Annotated in this window: 20 protein-coding genes and 1 tRNA gene; 14 read left to right on the top strand and 7 right to left on the bottom strand. The window is 68.4% G+C overall.

The annotated features are described in order from the left end of the window. Positions 1 to 2: 2 nt before the first annotated feature. The 9 genes from AC10QF_RS04325 (at position 3) to AC10QF_RS04285 (ending at position 9,649) form a co-directional block, all read left to right on the top strand. Positions 3 to 1,253 carry an NAD(P)/FAD-dependent oxidoreductase gene (locus tag AC10QF_RS04325; protein WP_069138858.1) on the top strand — a complete coding sequence of 417 codons (1,251 nt, stop codon included), beginning with the start codon at positions 3 to 5 and terminating at the stop codon, positions 1,251 to 1,253. Then, entirely contained in the window at positions 1,241 to 1,798 is a 558-nt protein-coding gene (locus AC10QF_RS04320) for a DUF3261 domain-containing protein (protein ID WP_005420289.1), read from the top strand. The genes AC10QF_RS04325 and AC10QF_RS04320 overlap by 13 nt, the downstream gene beginning before the upstream one ends. Then, positions 1,795 to 2,979 carry a beta-ketoacyl-ACP synthase gene (locus AC10QF_RS04315; protein ID WP_111176009.1) on the top strand — a complete coding sequence of 395 codons (1,185 nt, stop codon included), beginning with the start codon at positions 1,795 to 1,797 and terminating at the stop codon, positions 2,977 to 2,979. The genes AC10QF_RS04320 and AC10QF_RS04315 overlap by 4 nt, the downstream gene beginning before the upstream one ends. Beyond that, on the top strand, positions 2,976 to 3,431 hold the full coding sequence (locus tag AC10QF_RS04310; protein ID WP_005420287.1) for a hotdog family protein: 456 nt from the start codon (positions 2,976 to 2,978) through the stop codon (positions 3,429 to 3,431). Before AC10QF_RS04315 ends, AC10QF_RS04310 begins: the two co-directional genes overlap by 4 nt. Beyond that, entirely contained in the window at positions 3,428 to 4,159 is a 732-nt protein-coding gene (locus AC10QF_RS04305) for a 3-ketoacyl-ACP reductase FabG2 (protein WP_111174844.1), read from the top strand. Before AC10QF_RS04310 ends, AC10QF_RS04305 begins: the two co-directional genes overlap by 4 nt. After that, on the top strand, positions 4,159 to 5,397 hold the full coding sequence (locus AC10QF_RS04300) for a beta-ketoacyl-ACP synthase (protein ID WP_005420285.1): 1,239 nt from the start codon (positions 4,159 to 4,161) through the stop codon (positions 5,395 to 5,397). The genes AC10QF_RS04305 and AC10QF_RS04300 overlap by 1 nt, the downstream gene beginning before the upstream one ends. 59 nt (positions 5,398 to 5,456) lie before the next feature. Next, a complete protein-coding gene (locus tag AC10QF_RS04295) occupies positions 5,457 to 5,897 on the top strand; it encodes a hypothetical protein (protein ID WP_005420284.1) in 441 nt (146 codons plus the stop codon). A 160-nt stretch (positions 5,898 to 6,057) separates the two neighbouring features. Continuing rightward, positions 6,058 to 6,318: a YcgL domain-containing protein gene (locus AC10QF_RS04290; protein ID WP_065177845.1), complete on the top strand. Its 261-nt coding sequence runs from the start codon at positions 6,058 to 6,060 to the stop codon at positions 6,316 to 6,318. Continuing rightward, entirely contained in the window at positions 6,311 to 9,649 is a 3,339-nt protein-coding gene (locus tag AC10QF_RS04285) for an ankyrin repeat domain-containing protein (protein WP_005420279.1), read from the top strand. Before AC10QF_RS04290 ends, AC10QF_RS04285 begins: the two co-directional genes overlap by 8 nt. Positions 9,650 to 9,781: 132 nt before the next feature. On the opposite strand, the gene AC10QF_RS04280 is transcribed toward AC10QF_RS04285, so the two are convergent. Then, a complete protein-coding gene (locus AC10QF_RS04280; RefSeq protein WP_065177846.1) occupies positions 9,782 to 11,560 on the bottom strand; it encodes a monovalent cation:proton antiporter-2 (CPA2) family protein in 1,779 nt (592 codons plus the stop codon). A gap of 343 nt (positions 11,561 to 11,903) precedes the next feature. Between AC10QF_RS04280 and mgtE the strand changes: the two genes are divergently transcribed. Next, positions 11,904 to 13,274, top strand: coding sequence for a magnesium transporter (gene mgtE / locus AC10QF_RS04275; protein ID WP_005420274.1), 1,371 nt, complete (start codon positions 11,904 to 11,906; stop codon positions 13,272 to 13,274). Positions 13,275 to 13,410: 136 nt separating this feature from the next. Further along, the gene (locus AC10QF_RS04270) at positions 13,411 to 16,137 is read left to right on the top strand and encodes a bifunctional acetate--CoA ligase family protein/GNAT family N-acetyltransferase (protein WP_005420272.1); all 2,727 of its coding nucleotides are present in this window, start codon (positions 13,411 to 13,413) and stop codon (positions 16,135 to 16,137) included. Between the two features lie 55 nt (positions 16,138 to 16,192). On the opposite strand, the gene AC10QF_RS04265 is transcribed toward AC10QF_RS04270, so the two are convergent. Continuing rightward, complete coding sequence (locus AC10QF_RS04265) at positions 16,193 to 16,573, bottom strand: YbjQ family protein (RefSeq protein ID WP_494541803.1); 381 nt, start codon at positions 16,571 to 16,573, stop codon at positions 16,193 to 16,195. Between the two features lie 136 nt (positions 16,574 to 16,709). On the opposite strand from AC10QF_RS04265, the gene AC10QF_RS04260 reads away from it, so the two are divergent. After that, positions 16,710 to 17,417, top strand: a complete 708-nt coding sequence (locus tag AC10QF_RS04260; protein ID WP_353076081.1) for an alpha/beta fold hydrolase — start codon at positions 16,710 to 16,712, stop codon at positions 17,415 to 17,417. A 114-nt stretch (positions 17,418 to 17,531) separates the two neighbouring features. Here AC10QF_RS04260 and dkgB read toward each other — a convergent pair whose 3' ends face one another. Continuing rightward, positions 17,532 to 18,341, bottom strand: a complete 810-nt coding sequence (gene dkgB, locus AC10QF_RS04255) for a 2,5-didehydrogluconate reductase DkgB (RefSeq protein WP_494541802.1) — start codon at positions 18,339 to 18,341, stop codon at positions 17,532 to 17,534. A gap of 245 nt (positions 18,342 to 18,586) precedes the next feature. Further along, positions 18,587 to 20,707: a methyl-accepting chemotaxis protein gene (locus AC10QF_RS04250; RefSeq protein WP_494541801.1), complete on the bottom strand. Its 2,121-nt coding sequence runs from the start codon at positions 20,705 to 20,707 to the stop codon at positions 18,587 to 18,589. A 183-nt stretch (positions 20,708 to 20,890) separates the two neighbouring features. Between AC10QF_RS04250 and AC10QF_RS04245 the strand changes: the two genes are divergently transcribed. Together AC10QF_RS04245 and AC10QF_RS04240 are read left to right on the top strand one after the other, a co-directional pair. Further along, entirely contained in the window at positions 20,891 to 21,346 is a 456-nt protein-coding gene (locus AC10QF_RS04245) for an Rrf2 family transcriptional regulator (protein ID WP_065177851.1), read from the top strand. Beyond that, positions 21,336 to 22,241, top strand: a complete 906-nt coding sequence (locus AC10QF_RS04240; RefSeq protein WP_494541800.1) for an NAD(P)/FAD-dependent oxidoreductase — start codon at positions 21,336 to 21,338, stop codon at positions 22,239 to 22,241. The genes AC10QF_RS04245 and AC10QF_RS04240 overlap by 11 nt, the downstream gene beginning before the upstream one ends. 109 nt (positions 22,242 to 22,350) lie before the next feature. On the opposite strand, the gene AC10QF_RS04235 is transcribed toward AC10QF_RS04240, so the two are convergent. From AC10QF_RS04235 to AC10QF_RS04225, 3 genes are all read right to left on the bottom strand, one after another. Beyond that, entirely contained in the window at positions 22,351 to 23,571 is a 1,221-nt protein-coding gene (locus AC10QF_RS04235; RefSeq protein ID WP_005420260.1) for an RtcB family protein, read from the bottom strand. A 56-nt stretch (positions 23,572 to 23,627) separates the two neighbouring features. Continuing rightward, positions 23,628 to 24,752, bottom strand: coding sequence for a slipin family protein (locus AC10QF_RS04230; RefSeq protein WP_111175993.1), 1,125 nt, complete (start codon positions 24,750 to 24,752; stop codon positions 23,628 to 23,630). 356 nt (positions 24,753 to 25,108) lie between these two features. After that, a tRNA-Gln gene (locus AC10QF_RS04225) sits at positions 25,109 to 25,179 on the bottom strand. Positions 25,180 to 25,319 lie beyond the last annotated feature (140 nt).

Genomic DNA, 25,319 nt, shown 5'->3' with positions numbered 1-25,319 from the left:
CGATGAACACTGCTGTGGATGCTGTCGAACGTACTGAAATCCTGATCATCGGCGCGGGCCCGGCCGGTTCGGTGGCTGCGGCGATGCTGCGCCAGCAGGGCCGCCAGGTGCTGATGCTGGAACGCCAGCAGTTCCCACGCTTCTCCATCGGCGAAAGCCTGCTGCCGCAGAGCATGGAGTACATCGAGGCGGCCGGCCTGCTCCAGGATGTGGTCGAGGCGGGCTTCCAGTACAAGAACGGTGCCGCCTTCGTGCACGGCGAGGCGCGCACTGCATTCGACTTCAGGAAGAAGTTCTCGCCGGGTTGGGGCACCACCTACCAGGTGCAGCGCGCCGACTTCGACAACGTGCTGGCACGCGGTGCCGAGCGCATGGGCACCACGCTGCGCTTCGGCGACGAAGTGCTTGCGGTCGAGCCGGGCGAGCAACCGGCGGTGACGGTGCGCCGCCCGGACGGCAGTGAATACCGCATCGAGGCCGATTTCATCCTCGATGCCTCCGGTTTCGCGCGGCTGCTGCCGCGGTTGCTGCAGCTGGAGTCGCCGTCCAACTTCCCGGTGCGCGGCGCGATCTTCTGCCACGTGCGCGACAACATTCCGGCCGAAGCGGACTTCGACCGCAACAAGATCCTGATCACCACCCACCCCGAGCACATCGACGTCTGGTACTGGACGATTCCGTTCTCCAACGGCTGCTGTTCGCTGGGCGTGGTCGCCGAGCCGTCGTTCTTCGAGCGCTACGAGGGTGACGACCTGCAGAAGCTGCAGGCCATCGTCGGCGAGGACCCCAACCTGACCCGCCTGCTGGCCAATGCCGAATGGGCGGTGCTGCCGGTGCGCCGCATCACCGGCTATTCGGCCAACGTCAGCTCGCTGTGGGGGCCCGGCTACGCGTTGCTGGGCAACGCCGGCGAGTTCCTCGATCCGGTGTTCTCCTCCGGCGTGACCATTGCCTTCAAGTCCGCGCAGCTGGCCAGTGAATGCCTCAAGCGCCGCTATGCCGGCCAGGCCGTGGACTGGGAGGCCGAGTTCTCGATCCCGCTGCGTGCCGGCGTGAAGACCTTCCGGCGCTTCGTCGAAAGCTGGTACGAGGGCGGTTTCCAGAAGATCATCTACCACCCGCAACAGCAGCCCGAAGTGCGCGACATGATCAGCTCCATCCTGGCCGGCTACGCCTGGGACACCAACAACCCTTACGTGGCCGACGACAGCGGCCGCCGCATGCGCGTGCTGGAGCAGCTGTGCGGCGCGTGATTGCCCGTACTGCGGTGCTGCTGCTGTGCCTGCTGCTGGCCGCCTGTGCCGGCCGCATGCCGAAACCGCAGGTGGAACTGCCGCCGCTGCGCCTGGCGCCGGCCAGCCTGCCGGCGCCGCTGGCGCTGCAGCAGCAGCTGCATTTCCGCTTCGGCACGCATGAGCGCGATCTCGACGCGCTGCTGGAAGCCGACGCCCAGCAGGTGCAGCTGGCCGTGCAGGCGATGGGCCAGACCGGCGTGCGCCTGCAATGGGACGGCCAGCAGCTGACCCAGCAGCGCGCGCCATGGCTGCCACCGCAGGTGCGCGCCGAGCGCGTGCTGGATGACCTGCAGTTCGCGTTGTGGCCGACCGCGGCCATTGCCGCCGTGCTGCCGGCGGGCTGGCAGGTCAGTGATGATGGCCATCAGCGCAGCCTGTCGCGTGAGGGCACCGTGTGGCTGCACCTGCAGCGGCTGGACGATGGCAGCGTGCAGCTGGACAACCGCGCCGAAGGCTATGCGCTGCGCATCGAATCGATCGACATGGCCGGGCCGGACCGATGAGCGCACCGATCTACCTGAACGACCTGGGTGTGGTCTGTGCACTCGGCGCTGGCCGCGCCGCAGTGACGTCGGCACTGTTCGCCGACGCGCCGGGCGGGCTCAGCGACAACGACAGCCTGTTGCCGGGGCGCACCCTGGCGCTGGGAGAAGTACGCACGCCGCTGCCGGCGCTGGATGATCTGCCGGTGGCCCTGCGCGGGCGCAACAATGCCCTGCTGGACGTGGCATTGGCTCAGATCGCGCCGGCAGTGGCCGCGGCGATCGCCCGCCATGGCGCCGAGCGCGTAGCGGTGGTGCTGGGCACCAGCACCTCGGGCATTGGTGAATCCGAGCAGGCATTGCGCAGCCACGCCGAACAGGGCCAGTGGCCGCAGGGCTTTGATTACGCCCAGCAGGAAATGGGCACCGCCGCGCAGTTCGTGCGCCAGCGCAGTGGCGCACAGGGGCCGGCATGGACCCTGTCCACTGCCTGCTCGTCCAGTGCCAAGGCGCTGATGTCGGCCGCACGCATGCTGCGCGCCGGCATCGTCGATGCAGTGATCGCCGGTGGCGCCGATTCGCTGTGCCGCTTCACCGTAGCCGGCTTCAGCGCGCTGGAATCGGTCTCGGCCCAACGTTGCAATCCGTTCTCGCAGCATCGTACTGGTATCAACATCGGCGAAGGCGCCGCGCTGTTCCTGCTCACTCGCGAACCCGGCCCGGTATGCCTGGCGGGGTGGGGCGAGTCGGCCGACGCCCACCACATGTCCGCCCCGGACCCGCAGGGCCTGGGCGCCATCGACGCCCTGCAGCAGGCGCTGCAGCGTGCTGGCTGGGCCGCCGGCGAAGTGGACTATGTGAACCTGCATGGGACCGCGACCGGCCACAACGATGCGATGGAAAGCCTGGCCGTGTCGCAGGTGCTGGGCAGCCACGTGCCGGCCAGTTCGACCAAGCCGTTGACCGGCCATACGCTGGGTGCCTCGGGTGCCATCGAGGCGGCGCTGTGCTGGATCGTGCTGGCCGAGAACCCGCAGCAGCTGCTGCCGCCGCACTGGTGGGACGGCGTGGCCGACCCGGCACTGCCGGTGCTGCCGCTGGTCGCACCGGGCACGCGCCTTGCGCGGCCGCCACGGCGGGTGCTGAGCAATTCGTTCGCCTTCGGCGGCAGCAATGCCGTGCTGGCACTGGAGCGTCGATGAACACGCTGTACGCGATCGAAGACGTGGTGCCGCACCGCCAGGACATGTGCCTGCTGGAGCGCATCACGCAGTGGGACCAGGACGCCATCGAGGCCGAACTGGTGGTGCCCGAGGCCGGCCTGTTCGTCGAGGATGACCAGGTGCCGGCATGGGTCGGCATCGAGTACATGGCGCAGGCCATCGCGGCCTGGGCCGGTTGCCGAGCGCGTGCGGCCGGCAGGCCACCGCAGCTGGGCTTCCTGCTCGGCAGCCGCCGCTACAGCAGCGCGCGCAGCAGCTTCCCCAGCGGTTCGCGGCTGCGCGTACAGGCGCGCTGCGAGCTGTTGGGTGACAATGGATTGGGGATGTTCGCCTGCCGCATCCTGGCAGGCGAGGAAGAATGGGCGACAGCCAACGTGTCGGTGTTCGAACCGGCCGACGCGATGGCCTATCTGGAGAGTGGACAGGCATGACAGGGAATCGAAGCGTGCTGGTGACCGGCGCCAGCCGGGGCATCGGCCGGGCCATCGCGCTGCGCATCGCGCGCGATGGCTTCGACGTGGTGGTGCATTGCCGCAGCCGCGTGGATGAAGCACAGGCGGTGGTCGCCGAGATCCAGGCACTGGGCCAGCAGGGCCGCGTGCTGGTGTTCGACGTGGCCGACCGCGCGTCTGCGCGGGCCGCTCTGGAGGCCGATGTCGAAGCGCACGGCGCTTACTACGGCGTGGTCTGCAATGCCGGCATCGCCCGCGATGGCGCCTTCCCGGCGCTGTCAGCGGACGATTGGGACCAGGTCATCCACACCAACCTGGATGGCTTCTACAACGTGCTGCATCCGCTGATCATGCCGATGGTGCGGCGGCGCAAGCCGGGCCGCATCGTCACCCTGTCGTCGGTCTCCGGACTGGCCGGCAACCGCGGGCAGGTCAACTACAGTGCCGCCAAGGCCGGCATCATCGGCGCCACCAAGGCCCTGGCGCTGGAACTGGCCAGCCGCCAGATCACCGTCAACTGCGTGGCCCCGGGCCTGATCGAGACCGAAATGCTCAACGACGAAGTGGTTGAACACGCGCTCAAGCTGATTCCCGCCGGCCGCGTTGGCCGCCCGGACGAAGTGGCGGCTACCGTGGCGTTCCTGCTGTCCGAACCGGCCGGCTACATCACCCGCCAGGTGATCTCGGTGAACGGAGGCATGCTCTGATGGCCGCCGATCGTCGCGTGGTGGTTACCGGCGCCGCTGCCATCAGTCCACTCGGCCACGACTGGCCGACCATCGAAGCGCACCTGCGCAGCTGCCGCAACGCGGTGCGTGCGATGCCCGAGTGGGATGTCTATGCCGGGCTGAACACCAAGCTGGCCGCGCCGGCGCAGGACTTCGAGCTGCCGCCGAACTACAACCGCAAGACCACCCGCTCGATGGGCAAGGTCGCGATCATGTCGGTGCGCGCCACCGAGGTGGCGCTGCGCGAGGCCGGCCTGAATGAGCATCCGGTGCTGCGCAGTGGCCGTACCGGCGTGGCCTATGGCTCCTCGTCCGGCAGCCACGAGGCCACCGGCGAATTCGGGCGCATGCTCAACGAATTCACCACCGATGGCATCAGCGCCACGACCTATCTGAAGATGATGAGCCACACCGCGCCGGTCAACATCGGCGTGTTCTTCGGCCTGTCCGGGCGCGTGTACACCACCTCCAGCGCCTGCACGTCGGGCAGTCAGGGTGTGGGCGCGGCCTATGAAGCCATCCGCAGCGGCAAGCAGACGGTGATGGTGGCCGGCGGTGCCGAGCAGCTCGATGCCACCGCTGCAGCGGTGTTCGACACGCTGTTCGCCACCAGCGTGCGCAACGACGCGCCGCAGACCACGCCTCGCCCGTTCGATGCCGGCCGCGATGGCCTGGTGCTGGGCGAGGGCGCCTGCACGCTGATCCTGGAAGACCTGGAACACGCGCAGGCGCGCGGCGCCACCATCCTTGCCGAGGTGGTCGGCTACGGCACCAACAGCGATGGCCAGCACGTCACCCAGCCCAGCGCCGACACCATGGCCCAGGCCATGCGCCTGGCATTGGAGGACGCCGGCCTGGACGCGGCGCAGATCGACTACGTCAACGCCCATGGCACCGCCACCGACCACGGCGACATCGCCGAGACCCAGGCCACCGCACAGGTGTTCGGCAGCCGCGTGCCGATCAGCTCGCTGAAGAGCTACGTCGGCCACATGCTGGGTGCCTGTGGCGCGTTCGAGGCCTGGGTGAGCATCCAGATGATGCGTGCCGGCTGGTTCGCGCCCACCCTGAACCTGGCTGCGGTCGACCCGCGCTGTGGCCAGCTCGACTTCATCACCGGGCAGGGCCGCGAACTGCAGGCCGAGTACGTGATGAGCAACAACTTCGCCTTCGGCGGCATCAACACCTCGCTGGTGTTCCGCCGCTGGAGCGAGTGATCCACTGCGCCAACACACCGTTCCCGTTACCCCCGCACCCTCGACAAGGAGATGTTCCGATGCGCCGCACTCTCATGATCGCCACGGCTACCGCGCTGCTGGCCCTGACTTCCACCGCTTCCGCCCGCGACACGCGTGTCGAACAGTCCCTGCAGGAACTGGTCAATTCGCAGGCCGCCAAGGACGCCGGCATCGACGGCAGCGTGCGTTTCTATCTGGCCGGCCAGCCGGTCAGCGTGCAGCAGCGCCTGGGCGAAGACGTGACCAACAAGAAGACCAACGCCGCCAACAAGAGCGATGCCGAGGCCTGCCGCTGGGTTGCGCTGTCGGCACTGCGCGCGCTGCAGGACGGTGCCAAGTCGCGCGGCGCCAACGCCGTGGTCGACATCGTCAGCTATTACAAGAAGAACGAGTTCAAGAGCAGCACCAACTACGAGTGCTACGCCGGTGCCATCCTCGCGGGTGTCGCGCTGAAGGGCACCTACGCCAAGGTCAAGTAAGCGCCCGTGTGGCGGCGGCGCAGCCTGAACGTCGCCGCCACATTGCTGAACCCCACAGGCGAAACGCCGCCGATCGCGCCGCCATCGTCGGCTGACGGCTTTCCCCGGTGTCGGCTTTCCGACACAATCATGGCTCTTCCCGGGTTATCGTCCCGCGGACATGCACGCCTACGTCTATAAAAGCCAACTCAAGCCGGACACCTACGTCTACGTTCCCCGACGCGATGATTTCAGCGCGCTGCCCGCGCCGCTGCTCACCTCGCTGGGGACGCTCGCCTTCGTGCTGGAGGTGGTCCTGGATGCCCAGCGCCGCCTGGCGCAGGCTGACCCGGAAAAGGTCCGCAGCGAAATGAGCGAGCGCGGGTTCTACCTGCAGGTGCCGCCGTCGGTGGCCAGCCTGATGCCGCGCCACTATGACTGACGCCTCCCGTCCGCGCATTCTGTCAATTGCCTTCGCCGCGGGCGCGGTGCTGGCGCTGGGCGCCGCCGTGGGCGGCGTTCCGGGTGCGGTCCTTGCCGCACTGGCGCAGCCCGCGTTCGCGTTGGCGATATCGTGGTGGCGCCGCAGCCGCGCGCTGCTGCCGCTGAAGGTGGTCGCACGCCAGGACCTGCCGGCGCTGCTGGCATTGTGGGCAGCCGCCCCGCTGTTGCTGGCGCTGTTGCTGGCCTGGCCGCTCGCAGCGCTGCGTGACAGCGGCAGCCTGGCGGCAGTGCTTGGCCTGAGCGTACTGGTCAGTGCCGGCCTGCTGGCGGCCTGGCGCACCTGGCCATTGTGGAACGATGTCGAACGCCTGGATGGCAGCCTGGCCCAGCACTGGCAGGCGCTGGCGGGGCGCGACCTGACTGCTTGGCGTGGCCTCGGCGTGGCCGCGCTGGTCATTGCGCTGGCCGCGCTGGTGGTGCTGCCGGCCTGGCCGGGCCTGTTGCCGGAAAGCGCGCGCTGGCCCGCCGCGCTGGCGGTCGTACTGCTGTCGCCGGTGCTGCACCTGCTGCTGCAGCGGGTCGCGCCTGCGCCGCTGGTGTCGTTGCGCTCCAGCCCGTTGGTGGCGTCCAGCGCTGAACCCGAACCGATGTTCGCAGCGGCGGCCGACGCCCTGCCGCTGGAGGCGATGGCGCCGCAGGAACTGACACCGGCGCTGTATGAAGCCGCCCGCCAGGGCCGCATCGACCGGGGCCTGCAGCTGCTGCAGGCCGGTGCCGATCCGTATGCGCTGCCGGACCCGAACTGGCGTGACCAGCGCAGCCTGGCGGTGCTGGCCGCGGTACTGCCGGACCTGCGCCTGCTGCGCGAACTGATTGCCCGCGGCGTCGATGTGAATGCGCCGCACCGGGGCATGACCCCGCTGCTGGCGGCGACCCGCGACAGCTGGCATGGCCGCCCCGAAGCGGTGATGACCCTGCTCGCCAACGGCGCCGACTCGCGTGCCACCGACAGTGATGGCAACACCCCGCTGCACCATGCCGCACGCAGTTCCGACCCGGGGGTGGCCGCGCTGCTGCGCGATGCCGCTGCCGAAGTCGATGCGCTGAACCGTGATGGCTGGTCGCCGCTGGCGGTGGCCTGCCAGGTGGGCAACTGGCGTCTGGCCCGCTTCCTGCTCGAACGCGGTGCACGCTGCGAACCGGCCGATGGCACCCCGGTGCTGCTGGCCGCCGCCGCCACCGAGGATGATGATCCGGCGGGCGTGCAGCTGCTGCTCAAGCACAAGGCACGGGCCGACGCCCGCGATCGCCAGCGCCGCAGTGCGTTGCATGAGGCGGCCCTGGCCGGCCATGTCGAGATCATCGGCGTGCTGCTCGGCGCGGGCGCCAATCTGGAGGCGCGCGATGCACTGGGGCGTACGCCGTGGCTGGAAGCGGCCCGTGCCGGTCGTGCCGCCGTGATCGAGCACCTGCTGCCGCACAAGCCGGACCTGGTCGCGGTGGACGGCGAAGGCCGCAATGCGGTGCAGCTGGCGGCGATGGCCGAGGATGTCTCGCCGCTGCTGATCAAGCGCCTGGTCGAACTGGGCATCGCGGCCGATGCCACCGATCCGGTCGGCCGCCGTGCGGTGGACTACGCCGCCGAGGCCGGCCGCTGGGCGATCGTAGCCCTGCTGGACCCGTCCTATCCGTTGCCGGCCGCGGTCAGTGATGGCCTGGCCGATCGTGGCGAAGCGGCCAGTGCCAGCGGCCTGCTGCCGGACCGTCCGCCGCTGACCCTGCTGCGCGAGGCCCTGGGCTTCGGCAATACCGACGGCATGGCGGCGCTGGCCAGGCTGTGCCAGCCGGAGGAACTGGGCGGGCTGCTGCTCGATCCGGAGTTGGCGCTGGAACCGCGTGCGGTGGACTGGCTGCTGGGCCACGGCGCCGATCCCTATGTGCGTGATGCCTGCTCCGACACGCCGATGTTCGCGCTGTTGTCGCGCGGCATCGATGCGGTGCCGGCGTTGCAGGTGATGCTGCAGCGTGGCCTGTCGCCGGCCGGCCGCGGTGGCCTGGCGCGCTTCCTTGCTGCCTGCGCACAGCACGACCAGGCCGCGCGTGGCCTGGAACAGCTGGCACTGGAACTGCTTGAGCGTGGCGCCGATCCGTTCGCCGCCTCGCCGGCGGGCGATCCGCCGCTGTCGCTGGCGGTGCGCCTGGGGTGGCTGCGGCTGCAGCAGGCCCTGCTCAAGGCCGGCGTTGATCGCGAAGCACGCGACAGCCACGGCATGACCGCACTGCACCTGGCCACCGCATTGGCCCGCGAAGGCGCGCTTAAGCTGCTGGTGCAGCATGGTGCCTCGCCGGAAGCACGTGCCGCCGACGGCCAGACACCGCTGGGCGTGGCGCTGTCGATCGGTCGCCGCGATCTGGCCGACTGGCTCGATTGGCGGGTGTGGCCGTTGCCGCGCCGCACCCTGCGCGAGGCCGATCTGCCGGCCGCCGCAATGGCCGGTGACGTCGATGCAGTGCGCCGCCTGATCGATCTGGGCTTCGCCGTCGACGCGGTCGACGCACAGGGCTGCACCGCGCTGCTGCGTGCTGCCGGTGGCGGCCACCTGGCGGTAACCGACCTGCTGCTGGCGCGCGGCGCCGATCCGCAGCACGCGGCGGCCAGTGGCGCGACGCCGCTGTCGGCGGCGGTCAGCATGCGCCAGGTGGACATCGTTTCGGCCCTGCTCGACGCTGGCGCCAAGCTGGAACACCGCCTGCCGGGTGGCGTGACGGTGCTGATGCTGGCCTCCGCGCTGGGCCTTCCGGACATCGTCGCGCGCCTGCTCACGGCGGGTGCCGACGTGCATGCCGGTGACGCGCAGCAGCTGGGTCCGCTGCACTGTGCCGCGCTGTACGGTTTCAGTGCCCGCGACCGCTCGCGCCTGCTGGCCCTGCTCGACACCCTGCTGCTGGCCGGTGCTGAACCGGACCAGGCCGCCGCTGGTTCTGTCACGCCGCTGCTGCTGCTGCTGGGCGCGCGCGCCGAGCCGGGTACCGCCTGCGACGAGCAGGTGGTGATGGCCGCGGTGGAGCGCCTGCTGGACGAGGACGTAAGCCTGGACGTACGCGACCCGCGTGGCTTCGGCCCGCTGCATCTGGCCGCGCTGCATGGCCTGCCGCTGCTGGTGCAGCGCCTGCTGCGCGCCGGCGCCGATCCTGAAGCGCGCGACAGCCTCAACCGCAGCCCGCGCGAGATCGCGGTGATGCGCGGCTTCATCGACGTGGCCGGCGAGTTCGAGCCGCGCGTGCCGGGCGTTTCCTCGATGGCGCGGTTCCTGCGCGACAACGGCTGATCGGGACCCGGTAGATCCACGCCATGCGTGGATGATCGTGCCCGGAAGCCAAAGCATCCACGCATGGCGTGGATCTACTGCCGGAATCCGCAACCTCAATCTGTGGTGGGTGCCGACCGTTGGTCGGCACGCCTATTTGTCGTCCCTTTCCGCGTCGGCCTCGAACAGGTGCATCAGGTCGTTGCGCGCATCACGCGAGGTCTGGATCACCGCGGCCTCGTCGTCGTACACCAGGTACTGGTCACGCAGCAGCTGCTCATCATGCTCACGGAAGCGCTGCACATGGCGTTCGGCCACGTCTGGTGCCACGCCCAGCGCCGTCAGCACGCGCCCGCTCATCTCCAGGCTGGTGCCGAACACTTCGCGGAACGGCTCGGCCGACATGTCCATCAGGCGCCACGCATGCTGGCGGTTGCGCGCTCGCGCCAGCACCTTCGCGTCCGGGTACAGCCGGCGCACCATGCGCACCGCGCGCAGGTTGGTCTCCGGGTCGTCCACGGTGATGACGAACACATCGATGTGCTCGCCACCCGCTGCACGCAGCATCTCCGGGCGGGTGGGGTCGCCGTAGTACAGCTGGTTGCCGAAGCGGCGCAGGTCGGCCACCGTGTCCGGGTTCGCTTCCAGCGCCACGAACGGCACCTTCTGTGCGGTCAGCAGGCGTGCGATCACCTGGCCGAAGCGGCCCATGCCGGCGATCAGCACCTTGGGCCGGTTGTCCGGTGCCACCTTGTCGGCCTCGGCGGTCCCGCGCGGTGGAGCCTTCTCCTGGCCGAGCAGCTTGAGCAGCGCGATCATCAGCAGTGGCGTGATCGCCATCGACAGGCCGACGATCGCCACCAGCCGATCGTGATTGGCGTTGCCGAGCAGGTGCGCGCGCTGCGCTTCGTTGAACACCACGAAGGCGAACTCGCCCCCCAGCCACAGCACGCTGCCCAGCAGCAGCGACTGCCGCGGACTGAGCTTTGCAATACGGCCAATCACATACAGCAGGCTGAACTTGACCACCAGCAGGATCGCCACGCCGGCGGCGATCAGCCACGGCTCTGCGGCGATGCGGTCGAGATCGATGCCCATGCCCACGGCGATGAAGAACAGCCCCAGCAGCAGGCCCTTGAACGGCTCGATCTGCGCTTCCAGTTCGTGCCGGAACTCCGAATCGGACAGCAGCACCCCGGCCAGGAACGCGCCCAGGCTGGGGCTGAGGCCCGCTTCCTGCATGAACCAGGCAGTGCCCAGCACCACCAGCAGGGCGGTGGCGGTGAACACTTCCGGGCTGCGGGTGCGCGCGATGATGCTGAACACCTTGCGCAGCACCGGTCGCCCGCACAGGATCACCACGGCCAGCGCGCCGAGGGCCACGGCGGCGTCTTCCCAGCGCAGGGTCTCGTTCTTCGCCCCGCCCAGCAGCGGGATGGCCGCCAGCAGCGGGATCGCGATCAGGTCCTGGAACAGCAGGATGGCAAAACCCAGCCGGCCATGGTCGCTGTTGATCGCCTTGTGCTCGGACAGCAGCTGCAGGCCTACCGCGGTGGATGACAGCGCCAGCGCAACACCGACCACCAGCGCGCTCTTCCACTGGAAGTGGTCGAGCAGCAGCAGGCCGCCCAGCACCAGCCCGGACATCGCCACCTGCGCCGCGCCCGCGCCGAACACCGAGCGCCGCATCACCTTCAGGCGTGCCGGCGACAGCTCCAGGCCGATCACGAACAGCAGCATCACCACGCCGATCTCGGCCGCGCCGAGGATGCGGTCGGCGTCCTGCACGAAGCCCAGCCCGTCCGGGCCCAGCACCACGCCGGCCGCCAGGTAGCCCAGCACCGCGCCGAAGCCGAACTTCTTGAACACCGGCACGGCAATGACCGCCGCCAGCAGCAGCACCAGGGCCAGTTCCAGACCGCCGCTATGCATGGGAATACCTGGTCATCGGGGAAGCCCGCAGTGCGTCCGTTCGGGTGGGGAAAGCGTGGCGAGCGCCACCCGGCCATTATGCGCGCCGGTTGGTTTATGCACGAGAACAACCGGCCGGCAGGCGCCCGGCGCAGGGATGCCGGGTTGACCTGCATGGCCCGCGGGTCCAGACTGCCCGCCGCTGGCGGCGCACCGCCGGCACGCGCATTCCGGAGTCCCCAACCCATGTCCAGCGACAGTAGAAGTCGACCTCGTTCGACGCCAGCGATGGCCACCGCCTGACATCGGGACGGTTTGCCTGCGTTGGCGTTGCGCGAGGTCGCACCCCCACAAGGCAAAACCGATGAACCAGAAGCAATTGCTGCGCCCGGTGGCCGATGCCGCCGCATTGGCCGCACCGCTGGCGAACTACAACACCGCCGATGCGGTGGAATTCCTCAACACATTGGAACTGGCCCGCGCGGCGGAAACGCTGGCCGCGCTGCCGTTGCCGCGTGCAGTGAAGATGCTGGAAGCGCCGGAGCTGCACCGCAGCGGTGAGCTGGTGGCCGCGCTGCCGCCGGCACGCGCCGCTGCCCTGCTCGGGCTGATGGCTGACGACCGCGCCACCGACATCGTCCACGAGCTGGATGAGGAAGAACGCGCGCGGCTGATCCCGCTGCTGGGCACCGACGCCCGCCAGGTCATCCAGAAGCTGCTGAGCTACCCGCCGAACACCGCCGGCGCGCTGATGACCACCGAATACGTGGCGGTGCCCGCCAGCTGGACCGTGGCGCAGACCCTGCAGCACATCCGCCAGGTCGAGCGCACGCGTGAAACGGTGTACGCGATCTACGTGCTGGACCCGGCCAGCCAGCAGCTGCAGCAGGTAGTGACCATGCGCCGGCTGATCACCGGCCTGCCCGAGGAATCGATCCTGGACGTGGCCCAGGTCAATCCGCCGGTGACGGTGGACGCGCTGATGGACCAGGAAGAAGTCGCGCGTCTGATCCGCCGCCACGACCTGTTGGCGATTCCGGTGGTCGACGCGCAGCAGCAGATGCTCGGCATCGTCACCGTGGACGACGTGCTCGATGCGCTGATCGAGGAATCGACCGAGGACGCGCACAAGTTCGGCGGCATGGAAGCGCTGGACAAGCCCTATATGCAGATCGGCTTCTTCGAGATGCTGCGCAAGCGCGCCGGCTGGCTGAGCGTGCTGTTCCTGGGCGAGATGCTGACCGCCAGCGCGATGCAGCACTACGAAGACGAACTGGCGCGCGCGGTGGTGCTGACCCTGTTCATCCCGTTGATCATGAGTTCGGGCGGAAATTCCGGTTCGCAGGCCACCTCGCTGCTGATCCGCAGCCTGGCGCTGCGTGAACTGCGCCTGCGCGACTGGTGGAAGGTGGCCATCCGCGAGATTCCGACCGGCATGGTGCTGGGTGCCATCCTCGGCTGCCTGGCGATCGTGCGCATCGTGATCTGGCAGCTGGGCGGCCTGCATGACTACGGCGAGCACTGGATCCTGCTGGCGATCACCATCGGCGCCGCGCTGGTCGGCATCGTCACCTTCGGCTCGCTGTCCGGCTCGATGCTGCCCTTCGTCCTGAAGCGGCTCGGCTTCGACCCGGCCAGCGCCTCGGCGCCGTTCGTGGCCACCCTGGTGGATGTGACCGGCCTGGTGATCTACTTCAGCATCGCCGCGCTGATCCTGCACGGCACGCTGTTGTAAGCGGGAGCCACCGTGCTCTGGTAGGTGCCGACCTTGGTCGGCACGCAGAACAATAAAGGGGACGGAGGGGATTAAGTCGTTTGTGGCACAAACGACTTAATCCCCTCCGTCCCCTTTTTTTGGGTACCGTAGGCGCATGAGTACCTACCACCTGCAGTCCGTATTCCGTCCGCAGTCGGTCGCGGTGATCGGCGGCAGTCCGCGTGAGCGTTCGGCCGGCCGCGCAGTGATGCGCAACCTGCGCGGCACCGGCTTCCCCGGCAAGGTGGCGTGGATCAACCCGCGGCACGCCGAGATCGATGGCATCCGCACGGTCAAGCGCTTGAAGGACCTGGACTGGGTGCCCGACCTGGTGGTGATCACCGCGCCGGCGGCGATCGTGCCGCAAGTGGTGCGTACAGCTGCAGAGCGTGGCGTGCAGGCGGCGATCATCCTCACCGCGCACCTGGGCGAAGGCCCGGGTTCGTTGTCCGCACAGGTAGAGGCGGTGGCGCGCAAGCATGGCCTGCGCATCCTCGGGCCGCATTGCCTAGGCGTGATCGCGCCGCATGCGCGGCTCAATGCCAGCATCGCCGCACATTTCCCGCAGGCCGGCGACCTCGCGCTGATCTCCGAATCCTCGGCCATTGCCGCCGCGCTGGTGGAGTGGGGCGTGGCGCGCTCGGTGGGCTTCTCCGCCGTGGTTTCGCTGGGCGACACGATGGACGTCGACTTCGGCGACCTGCTCGACTACTTCGCCACGGACTACCGCACCCGCGCCATCCTGCTGTATGTCGAGCAGATCAAGGACGCGCGCAAGTTCATGTCGGCCGCGCGTGCCGCCGCCCGCGCCAAGCCGGTGGTGGTGGTGAAGTCCGGTCGCGCCGAGCGCGTGCAGCCGGGCAGCCGCGATACCCATGTGCAGGCCCTGGCGCGTGCCGATGATGTGTATGGTGCGGCCTTCAATCGTGCCGGCCTGCTGCGCGTGGGTGCGCTGGACGAACTGTTCACTGCTGCCGAATCGCTGGGGCGGCTGGGAACCTTTCCCGGTCGCCGCCTGGCCATTCTCAGCAATGGCGGCGGTGTCGGCCGCCTGGCCGTGGACCAACTGATCGCGCTGCGTGGCACGCTGGCCACCCTTTCCGACAGCACGGTGGAGAAGCTCGATGCGGTGCTGCCGCAGGGCTGGTCGCGCAGCAATCCGGTGGACATCGTGGTCGACGCCGATGGTGACCGCTATGCGTCGGCCATCGAAGCACTGCTGGCCGACAACGAGAACGATGCGGTGATGGTGGTCAACGTGCCAACCGCGTTTACCTCGTCCGCCGACGCGGCGCAGGCCCTCACCCGCACGCTCGGCCTGCGCCCGCGCCATCATCGCGACAAGCCGGTGTTCGCGGTGTGGCTGGGCAACGACGACCAGGCCACCGCCACGCTCAACGCAGCACGAGTGCCGACCTATCCGACCGAGGCCGAAGCGGTACGGGGCTTCCAGCACCTGGTGCGCTACCGCGAAGCGCAGAACGCGTTGATGGAAACGCCGCCCAGCCTGCCGCAGGACTTCAGCGTCGACACGGCCACCGCGCGCGCACTGGTCGATGCCGCGCTGGCCAACGGCCAGCAGTGGCTGGACCCGCTGGCCACGCACGAGCTGCTCAAGGCCTACGGCATCCCGTCCGCGCCGGTGATGCATGCGCGCGATGCGCATGAGGCGATGGACCTGGCGCAGCCACTGCTGGAACGCGGTGCGTCCGTAGCGCTGAAGATCCTGTCGCCGGACATTCCGCACAAGTCCGAAGTGGACGGCGTGCGCCTGAATCTGTCCACGCTGCCGGCGGTGCAGAGCGCGGCCAACGCGATCCTGTCGCGTGCGCGCCAGCTGCGGCCGGATGCGCGCATCGATGGCCTGCTGGTACAGCCGACCATCGTCCGCCCGAAGGCGCGCGAACTGATTGTCGGCATCGCCGATGACGCGACGTTCGGCCCGGTGATCGTGGTGGGTCGTGGCGGCACCGCGGTCGAAGTGATCAACGACAAGGCGCTGGCACTGCCGCCGCTGGACCTGCGCCTGGCCCACGAGCTGATCGGCCAGACCCGTGCTTCGCGCATCCTCAAGGCCTACGGCGATGTGCCCGCCGCCGACGAGCGCGCACTGGCGCTGGCACTGGTCAAGCTGGCACAGCTGGCCGCCGACATTCCCGAAGTGCGTACGCTGGACATCAACCCGCTGCTGGTCGACGGCAAGGGCATCCTCGCCCTCGACGCGCGCGTGGCAGTGGCACCGTCGCGCATCCTGCACAAGGGCCGTGGCCATCCGCGCTTCTCGGTGTTCCCGTACCCGAAGGAGTGGGAGCGCACCATCGAACTGTCCGATGGCGGCCGCGCGTTCGTGCGTCCGGTGCGGCCGGAAGACGATGCGCTGTTCCGCGCGTTCTTCGCCCGCGTCAGCGACGAAGACCTGCGCCTGCGCTTCTTCCAGTCGGTGAAGCACTTCAGCCACGAGTTCATCGCGCGCCTGACCCAGCTCGACTACGCGCGCTCGATCGCGCTGGTAGCGATCGAACCGCGCAGCGGCGAGATGCTGGGCGCAGTGCGCCTGCACGCCGATGCCGATTACCACCGTGGCGAGTACGGCATCCTGATCCGCTCGGACCTGAAGGGCCACGGCATCGGCTGGCGGCTGATGGCGATCATGATCGAGTACGCGAAGTGGCTGGGCCTGGACGTGGTCGAAGGCCAGGTGCTGCGCGAAAACAGCACCATGCTGGCGATGTGCCAGAGCCTGGGATTCAAGACCAGGCTGGACCCGGACGACCCGACGGTGATGATGGTGACCTTGCCGGTGCAGCAGGTCGAGGTGCCCGACGTGCCGCCGGTGGCGTAATTCCTGTAGAGCCGAGCCTACGCTCGGCTGCTTTTGCGTAGGCTTGGCGGCTGCATCACCGCACCGGCTCTACCACCACCGCCGTGCCATAGCACAGCACTTCGGTCAGCCCGGTCATCACATCAGTGGCGTCGTAACGCATGCCGATGATCGCGTTGGCACCCAGCTGCCGCGCGTGCTTGACCATCTCGCGGTAGGTTTCCTCGCGAGCCTGTTCGCACAGCTCGGTGTAGATGGTGATGTTGCCGCCGAAGAGCGTCTGGATACCGCCCAGGAAGTTGCCGACGATCGAACGCGAGCGCACGGTGATACCGCGCACCACGCCGAGGTTGCGCACGACGCGATGGCCGGGCAGCTCGAAGGCGGTGGTGACCAGCGCATCGTCGAAGCGCAGTGCCGGCGGGGAAAGGGTGCCGCTGTTGTAGGGGTCTGCCATGGTCGCGTCCGTGTCGCTGCCTTCTGTAGAGTCGAGCCATGCTCGACGGGCTGTGCAGTCGAGCATGGCGCGACTCTACAACGCAATCGCCCGTTGCGGCATGGTTCCGTCACCGTGCTGGCGCGACAATATCCCCATGACCGACCGTATCCCCCTGTTGCTGCTGCCCGGCCTGCTCAACGACGCCGAGCTGTGGCGCGCGCAGTTGGCCGACCTGGCCGATATCGCCGACTGCACCGTGGGCGACCAGACCCGTGGCGAGACCCTGCAGGCGGTGGCCGAAGACGTGCTGGTGCAGGCACCGGAGCGCTTTGCGCTGGCCGGGTTCTCGCTGGGCGGCTTCGTGGCCCAGCAGATCCTGCGCATTGCGCCGGAGCGGGTGCTGCAGCTGGCGCTGATCGACACCTCCATCCACGCCGACTCGCCGGAGCGGGCCGAGCAGCGGCGCAGCCAGCGCGCCAGCGTGCGCCTGCCGGGGAAGTTCCACGGCTTCGGCGATGTGCTGATGCGCAGCTACATCGATGCCTCGCGGCTGGACGACTACGTGCTGGTGCAGCGCGTGCGCGACATGACCACCCGCCTGGGCGCGGAGGTGTTCCTGCGCCAGAGCGCGCTGGAACGCCGTGATGGTCATGATGTGCTGGCCGGTTACCGTGATCCGCTGCTGATCGTGTGCGGCGCGAACGACCGCATTACGCCACTCGCGGTGAGCGAGGAAATGCACGCGATGGTGCCGCACTCGCAGCTGGTGGTGGTTCCCGATTGCGGACACCTGGCGCCGATGGAAAAACCGGACGAGGTCAGTGCGGCGATGCGTGGGTGGTTGTTGCAGGGCAGGGGATGATCCCCGCGTTCCGGTAGGTGCCGACCTTGGTCGGCACGGTGTTTCATCGATCGGTCAGACGTCTGCGCCGACCAGGGTCGGCGTCTACCAGAGCGGTTGCGCGCCGTCTTGGAATCAATCCCAGGCCGGGGCGATGCCTTCCGGGTTGGCCAGGCGATGGCCGCGGTCAAGCTTGGCGATCTGTGCCATGTCTTCGTCGGTCAGGCGGATCGCTGCTGCCTCCAGGTTGCTGGCCAGGTTCTCGCGCTTGGTCGAGGACGGAATGACCGAGAAGCCCTGCTGCAGCGCCCAGGCCAGCGCGATCTGCGCCGGCGTGGCCTCGTGGCGGCCGGCAATGGCCTGGATCACCGGGTCCTTGATTACCTCGCCATAGGCCAGGCTCATGTAGGCGGTGATGTGAATGCCGTTGTCCTGCAGGAATTTCACCAGCAGGCGGTTCTGCAGGTACGGGTGGATCTCGATCTGGTTGGTGGCGATGGCGCCGTCACCCAGGATGCCGATCGCCTTGCGGGTCTGCGCGATGGTGAAGTTGGAGATGCCGATCTCCTTCGTCAGGCCCTGTGCCTTGGCCTCGGCCAGTGCGGTCAGGTACTCCTCCATCGGCACGTCGACCTTGTCGTTCGGCGATGGCCAGTGGATAAGTGTCAGGTCGACATGGTCGGTGCGCAGCTTTTCCAGGCTGGTACGCAGGCTGGCCAGCAGCGCTTCGCGCTTGAACGCGGTGATCCAGACCTTGGTGGTCAGGTAGATCGCTTCGCGCGGCACGCCGGAGTCGGCGATGGCCTGGCCGACTTCGGCTTCGTTGCCGTAGATCTGCGCGGTATCGATGGCGCGGTAGCCGACCTCCAGCGCGTTGCGCACGGAATCGATCACGGTCTGGTCTTTGAGGCGGAAAGTGCCAAGACCGAAGGCGGGGACTGTCATGAGGGGCTCCAGCAGGGGGGAGGGAGACGGGAATATCCACGAAAGGGTAGGCCAGCGCCCGTGTGCATGCCGGCAACGGTGCATTGCACTGCCGTGTACGACCACAGGCCGTAATGAGTGCGGAACGTTGGTCCGCACTGTTCATGCCGCCACCCATGTAGCGTTGGACGCTGCCGGCCAGCGGCCGGCACTACCCCAGTCCGCGCTCCACGGTGGTGCCGGCCGCTGGCCGGCAACCGGATCCCTCAGGCCGCGCGCGCCAACGCCTCCTTCGCTGTCGCCGTGGCCGACAGATCGAACACATCGACCGCATCGATCAACCGGTTCGCCTGCTGTTCCAGGCTGCGCGCCGCGGCGCTGGCTTCTTCCACCAGCGCGGCGTTCTGCTGGGTGGTGCCGTCCATCTGGATCACCGTCTGGCTGACCTGTTCGATGCCTGCGCTCTGCTCCTGCGACGCCGCAGAGATCTCGGCCATGATGTCGGTCACGCGCTGCACCGAGGCGACGATCTCGGCCATGGTGTCACCGGCCTCGCGCACGCGCTGCGCACCCTCACCGACCTGTTCCACCGACGCCTCGATCAGCGATTTGATCTCCTTTGCCGCCGCCGCAGAGCGCTGCGCCAGGGTGCGCACTTCGCTGGCGACAACCGCGAATCCGCGGCCCTGCTCACCGGCGCGTGCCGCTTCCACCGCAGCGTTCAGCGCCAGGATGTTGGTCTGGAACGCGATGCCATCGATCACGCTGATGATCTCGGCGATCTGCCGCGACGACGTTTCGATCGCACCCATGGTCGCCACCACCTGCCCGACCACGCTGCCACCGTGTGAGGCGACACCCTGTGCACCGATCGCCAGCTGGTTGGCCTGGCGCGCGTGTTCGGCGTTCTGGCGCACGGTGGAGGTCAGCTCTTCCATGGATGCCGCGGTCTCTTCCAGATTGGCGGCCTGCTGCTCGGTACGGCGCGACAGGTCATTGTTGCCGGCGGCGATCTCCGCGGCGGCGGTGTGGATGTTGCCGGAGGCGTGCTTGATGTCGTTGACGATGGTCGCCAGCTGCGTGGCGGTGGTATTGGCATCGCCGGCGATACGCGCGAACACACCCTGGAAATCACCGTGCATGCGTGCACCGAGGCGGCCATCGGCGATCGCGCGCAGCATCGTTGAGACTTCGCCCAGGTTCAGTTCTGTGGTCTGCATCAGGCGGTTCAGGCCATCGACCATCGCGCGGAAGTCATGCTCGAAGCGCGCGCTGTCGCCGCGCTGGCTGAAGTCACCGGCGGCCGCCGCTTCGGCCAGGCGGCGGATTTCGCCGTTGATCGCACCGAGGTTGTGCTTGACCGCATCCAGCGCTTCGGTGATCACTGCCTTCTCGCCGGGCAGGCGTTCCATGTCCTGGCTGAGGTCGCCGACGGCGTAGCGGCCCATGATCGAGATCGCGCGCATCTTCACCCGGATGTGCGCGTCGACCAGCGTGTTGCAGTCGGCCACCATGGTGCCGAACGCGCCGGGGAAGGCAGCGGCGTCCATGCGATGGCTGATCGTGCCGGCCTCGTGCGCCTGGGCCATCGCGGCCTGTGCATCCAGCACGCCGCGCAGCGTGGACTGCAACGCCTGCATCGCCTGGGCGAGGCGTCCGATCTCGTCGCGGCTGCGCACCTGCACCACGTGCTGCAGGTCGCCGGCAGCCACTGCGCGTGCAGCGGCTTCCACCGCCAGTACCGGCTGCACCACCGCGCGCCGCAGCCACCAGGCCAAGCCGATCAGCAACAGCACGGCGGCCAGCACCGTCAGTGACGCGCACAGCAGCAGGGTCTGCCGCGCCTGCTGCGAACGCGCCGCCAGCGCCGCTTCGGCCACCTGCGTGGCATGCGTGCTCAATGCATCCAGTGCGGTCGCCACCGCGCGGTCCTTGCCGCGCACGAGGGTGTCGCCGGCGGCGGGATCGTAGCCGGCCGCGGCAAATGCCTGCAGCGCCGCGTGATAGTCCTGCTGCAGCTGCGCGTGCAGGCCGATGAACGCCTGCGCCAGTTCACGCGTGCGCGCGTCCGGGCTGGTCACCAGGCCCTTGGCCAGCCGTTCGACCAGGCGGCCTTCGTTGTCGAAGGCGTCCAGATGGCGCTGACGCAACGCGTCGTCGTGACCACGCAGCAGCACGTTCTTCCATTCCTGCACCTGGCCGCGGAACTCACGCTGCAGGCGTTCGGCGTCGCGGCTGTGCGTGACTTCGGGCGGAACCTCGGTGGACAACTTGAACCAGGCGGAGGCCAGGCCAGCCAGCGCGCACAGCAGGACCACGGCCAAGCCAACAGACACCGCGCCGAGCAGCTTGGACTGCAGGCGCGGAGCACGGACAGACGCATTCATGGGGAAGCACTCTCGGGAAGGGGCATTGCGGTATCGACCCGCCAAGCTCCCGCTGAAGTGCGACGTAAATCACATTAGCGTTTCGTTTAGTGATGTGAAGGAACTGTTTCATAGGACAAATGTGTCCGTATGGAACAAATGTGGACCCTGGACAGGGGATATAAATGTAACTATCGTAGTTACATGAAGACCGCGAACCCGCTCTCCGACGCCCTGCACGTGATGGCGCATCTGGTCGGCCAGGACGGCCCGCGCACCTCCGAGCAGCTGGCGTCCTGCCTGCCGACCCATCCGGTGGTGATCCGCCGTCTGCTGGCGCAGCTGCACAGGGCGGGCCTGGTTCGCAGCGCCCGTGGCCATGGCGGTGGCAGCCACCTGGCCCGTGATGCTGCAACGATCACCCTGCATGACATCTATCTGGCTGTGGGCGCACCACCGCTGGTGCAGGTCGGCGCCCGCGATTCCGGCGGCGGCTGCCCGATCCAGCAGCTGGTCAACAGCGCTTTGCTGGAGGGTGCACGCGAAGCACAGCGCTTGCTCGAACAGCGCCTGCGGGCGACCACACTGGACAAGCTCGGCGCCGACTTCGCCCGCCACCTCGCCCATCACCGCTCCCTGGAAGGTCACCATGAATCCTGATGTGCTCATCGTCGGCGGCAGTTATGCCGGCATTGCTGCGGGCCTGATCCTGGCCCGTGCCCGCCGCCCGGTCACCGTCATCGACGCCGGTTTGCCGCGCAATCGTTTCGCCAGCCATTCGCACGGGGTGCTGGGGCTGGATGGCATCAGCGGTGCCGAGCTGCTGAAGGCCGCGCGCCAGCAGCTGCTGGACTACCCCAGCGTGCGCTGGGTGCATGCCGAGGCAGTGCAGGCCACCGCCGGCGCAGAGGGTGTGGAAGTGCGAACCGCCGATGGGCAGGTGCTCGCCGCGCGCAAGCTGCTGCTGGCAAGCGGTATCGCCGACCAGCTGCCGGAGCTGCCCGGGCTGGCCGAGCGCTGGGGCAGCACCGTGCTGCACTGCCCCTATTGCCACGGTTACGAAGTGGGCGGTGGCGCCATCGGGCTGCTTGGCGGGCATCCGATGTCCGCCAGCAAGGCGCCGCTGTTTGCCGACTGGGGCAATGTCACCTTCTTCAGCCAGGGCCTGCCGATCACCGATGAGGAACGGGCTGCCATGCAGCAGCGTGGCGTGCGGATCGAGACGTCGCCGGTGCTGGGCGTGCAGGGCGACCAGCCGACCTGGCTGGAAGTGGAGCTGGCCGATGGCCGCCGCATCACCCAGCGGGCGCTGTTCGTGCCGGCCACCCAGGTGATGGCCACACCGCTGGTGCAGCAGCTGGGCTGCACATTGGCCGAGAGCCCGCTGGGCGAGCTGATCGAGGTCGACATGATGAAGCAGACCTCGGTGCCTAACGTGTACGCCGCAGGCGATGCGACCACGGTCGGCAACATCACCCTGGCCATGGCCGAAGGCGTGCGCGCGGGCATCGGCGTGCACCACGCGCTGGTGGCCGAAGACAGCGTCGTGCGCTGAACGTTGCACAGGTAGAGGCCGACCCTGGTCGGCGCCGTTCCCTCCACGCATGGCGTGGATCTACTGCAATTGGGTGCGGTGGGTGCCGGCCTTGGCCGGCACCGCTCCATTACCCCTTCACGCACAACACCTGGCGCAGCGTGTGCACCACGTCGACCAGGTCCAGCTGCGCGGCCATCACATCGTCGATCGACTTGTACGCGGCCGGTGACTCGTCCAGCACGCCGCTGTCCTTGCGGCATTCCACATGCGCGGTGGCCTCGCGATGCTGGGCCAGCGTGATCTGCTGGCGCGCGGCGCCACGGCTCATCACCCGGCCGGCACCGTGGCTGCAGCTGTGGAAGCTGTCCGCGTTGCCCTTGCCACGCACGATGTAGCTGCGCGTGCCCATGCTGCCGGGAATGATGCCCAGCTCACCCTCGCGGGCACTGACGGCCCCCTTGCGCGTCACCAGCAGTTCCTGGCCGTGGTGCGTTTCCTTCTGCACGTAGTTGTGGTGGCAGTTCACTGCCATCGCCGCCAGCTGGAACTTCGGCAGCCGGTGGCGCATCTCGGCCAGCACGCGCGACATCATCGCCTCGCGGTTCTGCCGGGCGTAGTCCTGTGCCCACGACACGGCTTCGACGTAGTCATCGAACAGCGGCTCGCCTTCCATGAAGAACGCCAGGTCCTTGTCCGGCAGGTGGAAGCCCAGCACGCGCCGGGCCAGTTCCTCGCGCGCCTTCTCGATGAAGTAGGTACCGATCAGGTTGCCGGTACCGCGCGACCCGCTGTGCAGCATCACCCACACCGTATCCGTCTCGTCCAGGCACAGTTCGATGAAGTGGTTGCCGCCACCCAGCGTACCGAGCTGGCGGTCGAGCTTGTCGGTGCGGATCCTGCGGTGCCTGTCCTTGATCTTCTCCAGGCCGGCGGCCAGCCCGGACTGCACCAGCCGGGTATGGATGCTGTCGGGCATGCGCTGATGCTCGCCGCCGCGCCCGTTGCCGACCGGGATGCTGCGCTCGATGCTGTTGCGCAGCTGCCGCAGGTCATCGGGCAGGTCGTTGGCGCGCAGCGTGGTGCGCACGGCCGCCATGCCGCAGCCGATGTCGACGCCGACTGCGGCCGGGATGATCGCACCGCGGGTCGGGATCACCGAGCCGACGGTCGCGCCCTTGCCCAGGTGCACGTCCGGCATCACCGCCACCCACGGCCCGACGAACGGGATCGCGGCGATGTTGCGCAGCTGCTCATGCGCCTGCGCCTCCAGTGGCACGCCGTTGACCCAGCCCTTGATCGGCGTGCTGCCCTCGGCATGCAGCCATTGATAATTGTGTTGAGTGTCCATGTCTTCGTGTATGTCCCTGATGGGCCGGCGGCGCGTCCCTGCGCCACCGCGACCCCCTACCTGATCGTCACCAGCTGCTTCAGCACGCCGTCCAGGCCGCCGAACACGGTGAGCTTGTCGATCTTCTCGGTGACCTTCTCCAGCGCCTCCAGCTCCTTCAGGCGCATCAACACCGGGTTGTCCTCGATCAGCTTTGCGGTGTTGAGCTGCGAACGGGTGGCATTGGCCTCCTCGCGGCGGCGGATCACGCTGGCCTGGGCCTGCTTCTCGGCCAGCACCACGCCGTTGAGAATCTCCTTCATCTCGCCCGGCAGGATCACGTCCTTGATGCCCACGCCAAGCAGACGTACACCGTGGCCCTCGATCGCGGCCTGCACATGGGCGGCGATCTCACCGTCCAGTGCCGCCTTGTCACCCAGCAGCTCGTCCAGGCTGCGCGCGGCAATCGCCTGGCGCAGGCCGAACTGCAGCTGACGATAGATGAACTCATCAGCATTGCTGAGCGAGCGGTGTGCGCGCACCGGGTCGACCACCTGCACGGTCGCGGCCAGGTTCACCCGCAGGGTCACCTTGTCGCGGCTGAGCAGCTCCTGGCCGGATACGTCCAGCGAACGCGCACGCAGCTCCACACGCTCCACCGACACGTTGCCGTTGAAGTTCCAGAACGCGTGCAGGCCGGCGTCCAGGGTCTGCCGCAGCGTGCCATCGATGAACAGCAGGCCCACCGACTCGCTCGGCACGGTGCTGATCACCGCCACACGCGGCAGCACGCCCAGCTGGCCCAGCCGCTGCTGCACGTCCGCCGGAATGCGCGGCTCGTCACCTAGCGCCATCACGCGCACCTGGGTGTCGACCGAACCGCGCCAGTACAGGCGACGGCTGCCCGGCGGAAGCACTTCATCGATGCGGCCATTGCGCAGCAACAGGCCAACTTCGCTGGCGCCGACGTTGGCCAGCACGAAGTGCGTGTCCAACCGCGCGCCCAGTGCCTCGATCAGGCTGTCCTGGTCGCTGCCGGTGTAGGCCGTGCCCTTCGATGCAGTGTGGATGTCCACGTGCGGGCGGCCGCCGAACGGCGACAGGCGGTGCACGCCGGGCAGCAGGATCTGCTGGAAACGACGGTTGCGATACACCAGGCCGCGCTCGCCGTCGCCGATCACGACCTTGATGGTCCAGAACATGGGAGTCTCTCCTTGTATGGCTCTGGTGGTTCGACCCGTTGCAGATGAATCGCCATGACCCGGGTCGATCAGGTCGTGGCGAGGCCGCCTGCACACCACGTGCAGGCAGCGGAAGAGGGCGGCCATCGGCGGACGGTCCGCGCGCGGAGCCTTCGGTGCACCGGCAGTGCTGCCATCGTCGTTCCCGGCAGGCAGCACCGGGGCGGAACGTGGCTGGCAGTGACGGCGGGCCGAGGCCCGGCGTGCGGTCCGTTGCCTTCCACGCCCCGCCCGAGGGCAGTGACCGTGGACGGCGACGATGGCCGCTGGGGCTTGCGCCCCGGGTGTTGCTTCAAGTCATGACGTGACAGGTCATGTGGTTGGAGTGGGAGTCGAACCCACGACAGACGGAATCAGGATCCGTTGCTCTACCCGACTGAGCTATCCAGTGGTGAACCGCGCGGAATCGAACCGCGTACCGGCGAACCGGCGCCTGCCTCCAGCAGGCGATCCAGGCGATGGCATGTCCGCGACCTCCGGCATACGCCACGGCAACGCCGCGCGCACCAGCCCGTGGTTGAAACGGGA

The sequence above is a fragment of the Stenotrophomonas maltophilia complex sp. Om-AH-Sm3 genome (assembly GCF_059337855.1).
Note: the sequence above shows the minus strand (reverse complement) of the source record. Positions and strands in the feature narration are given on the sequence as shown.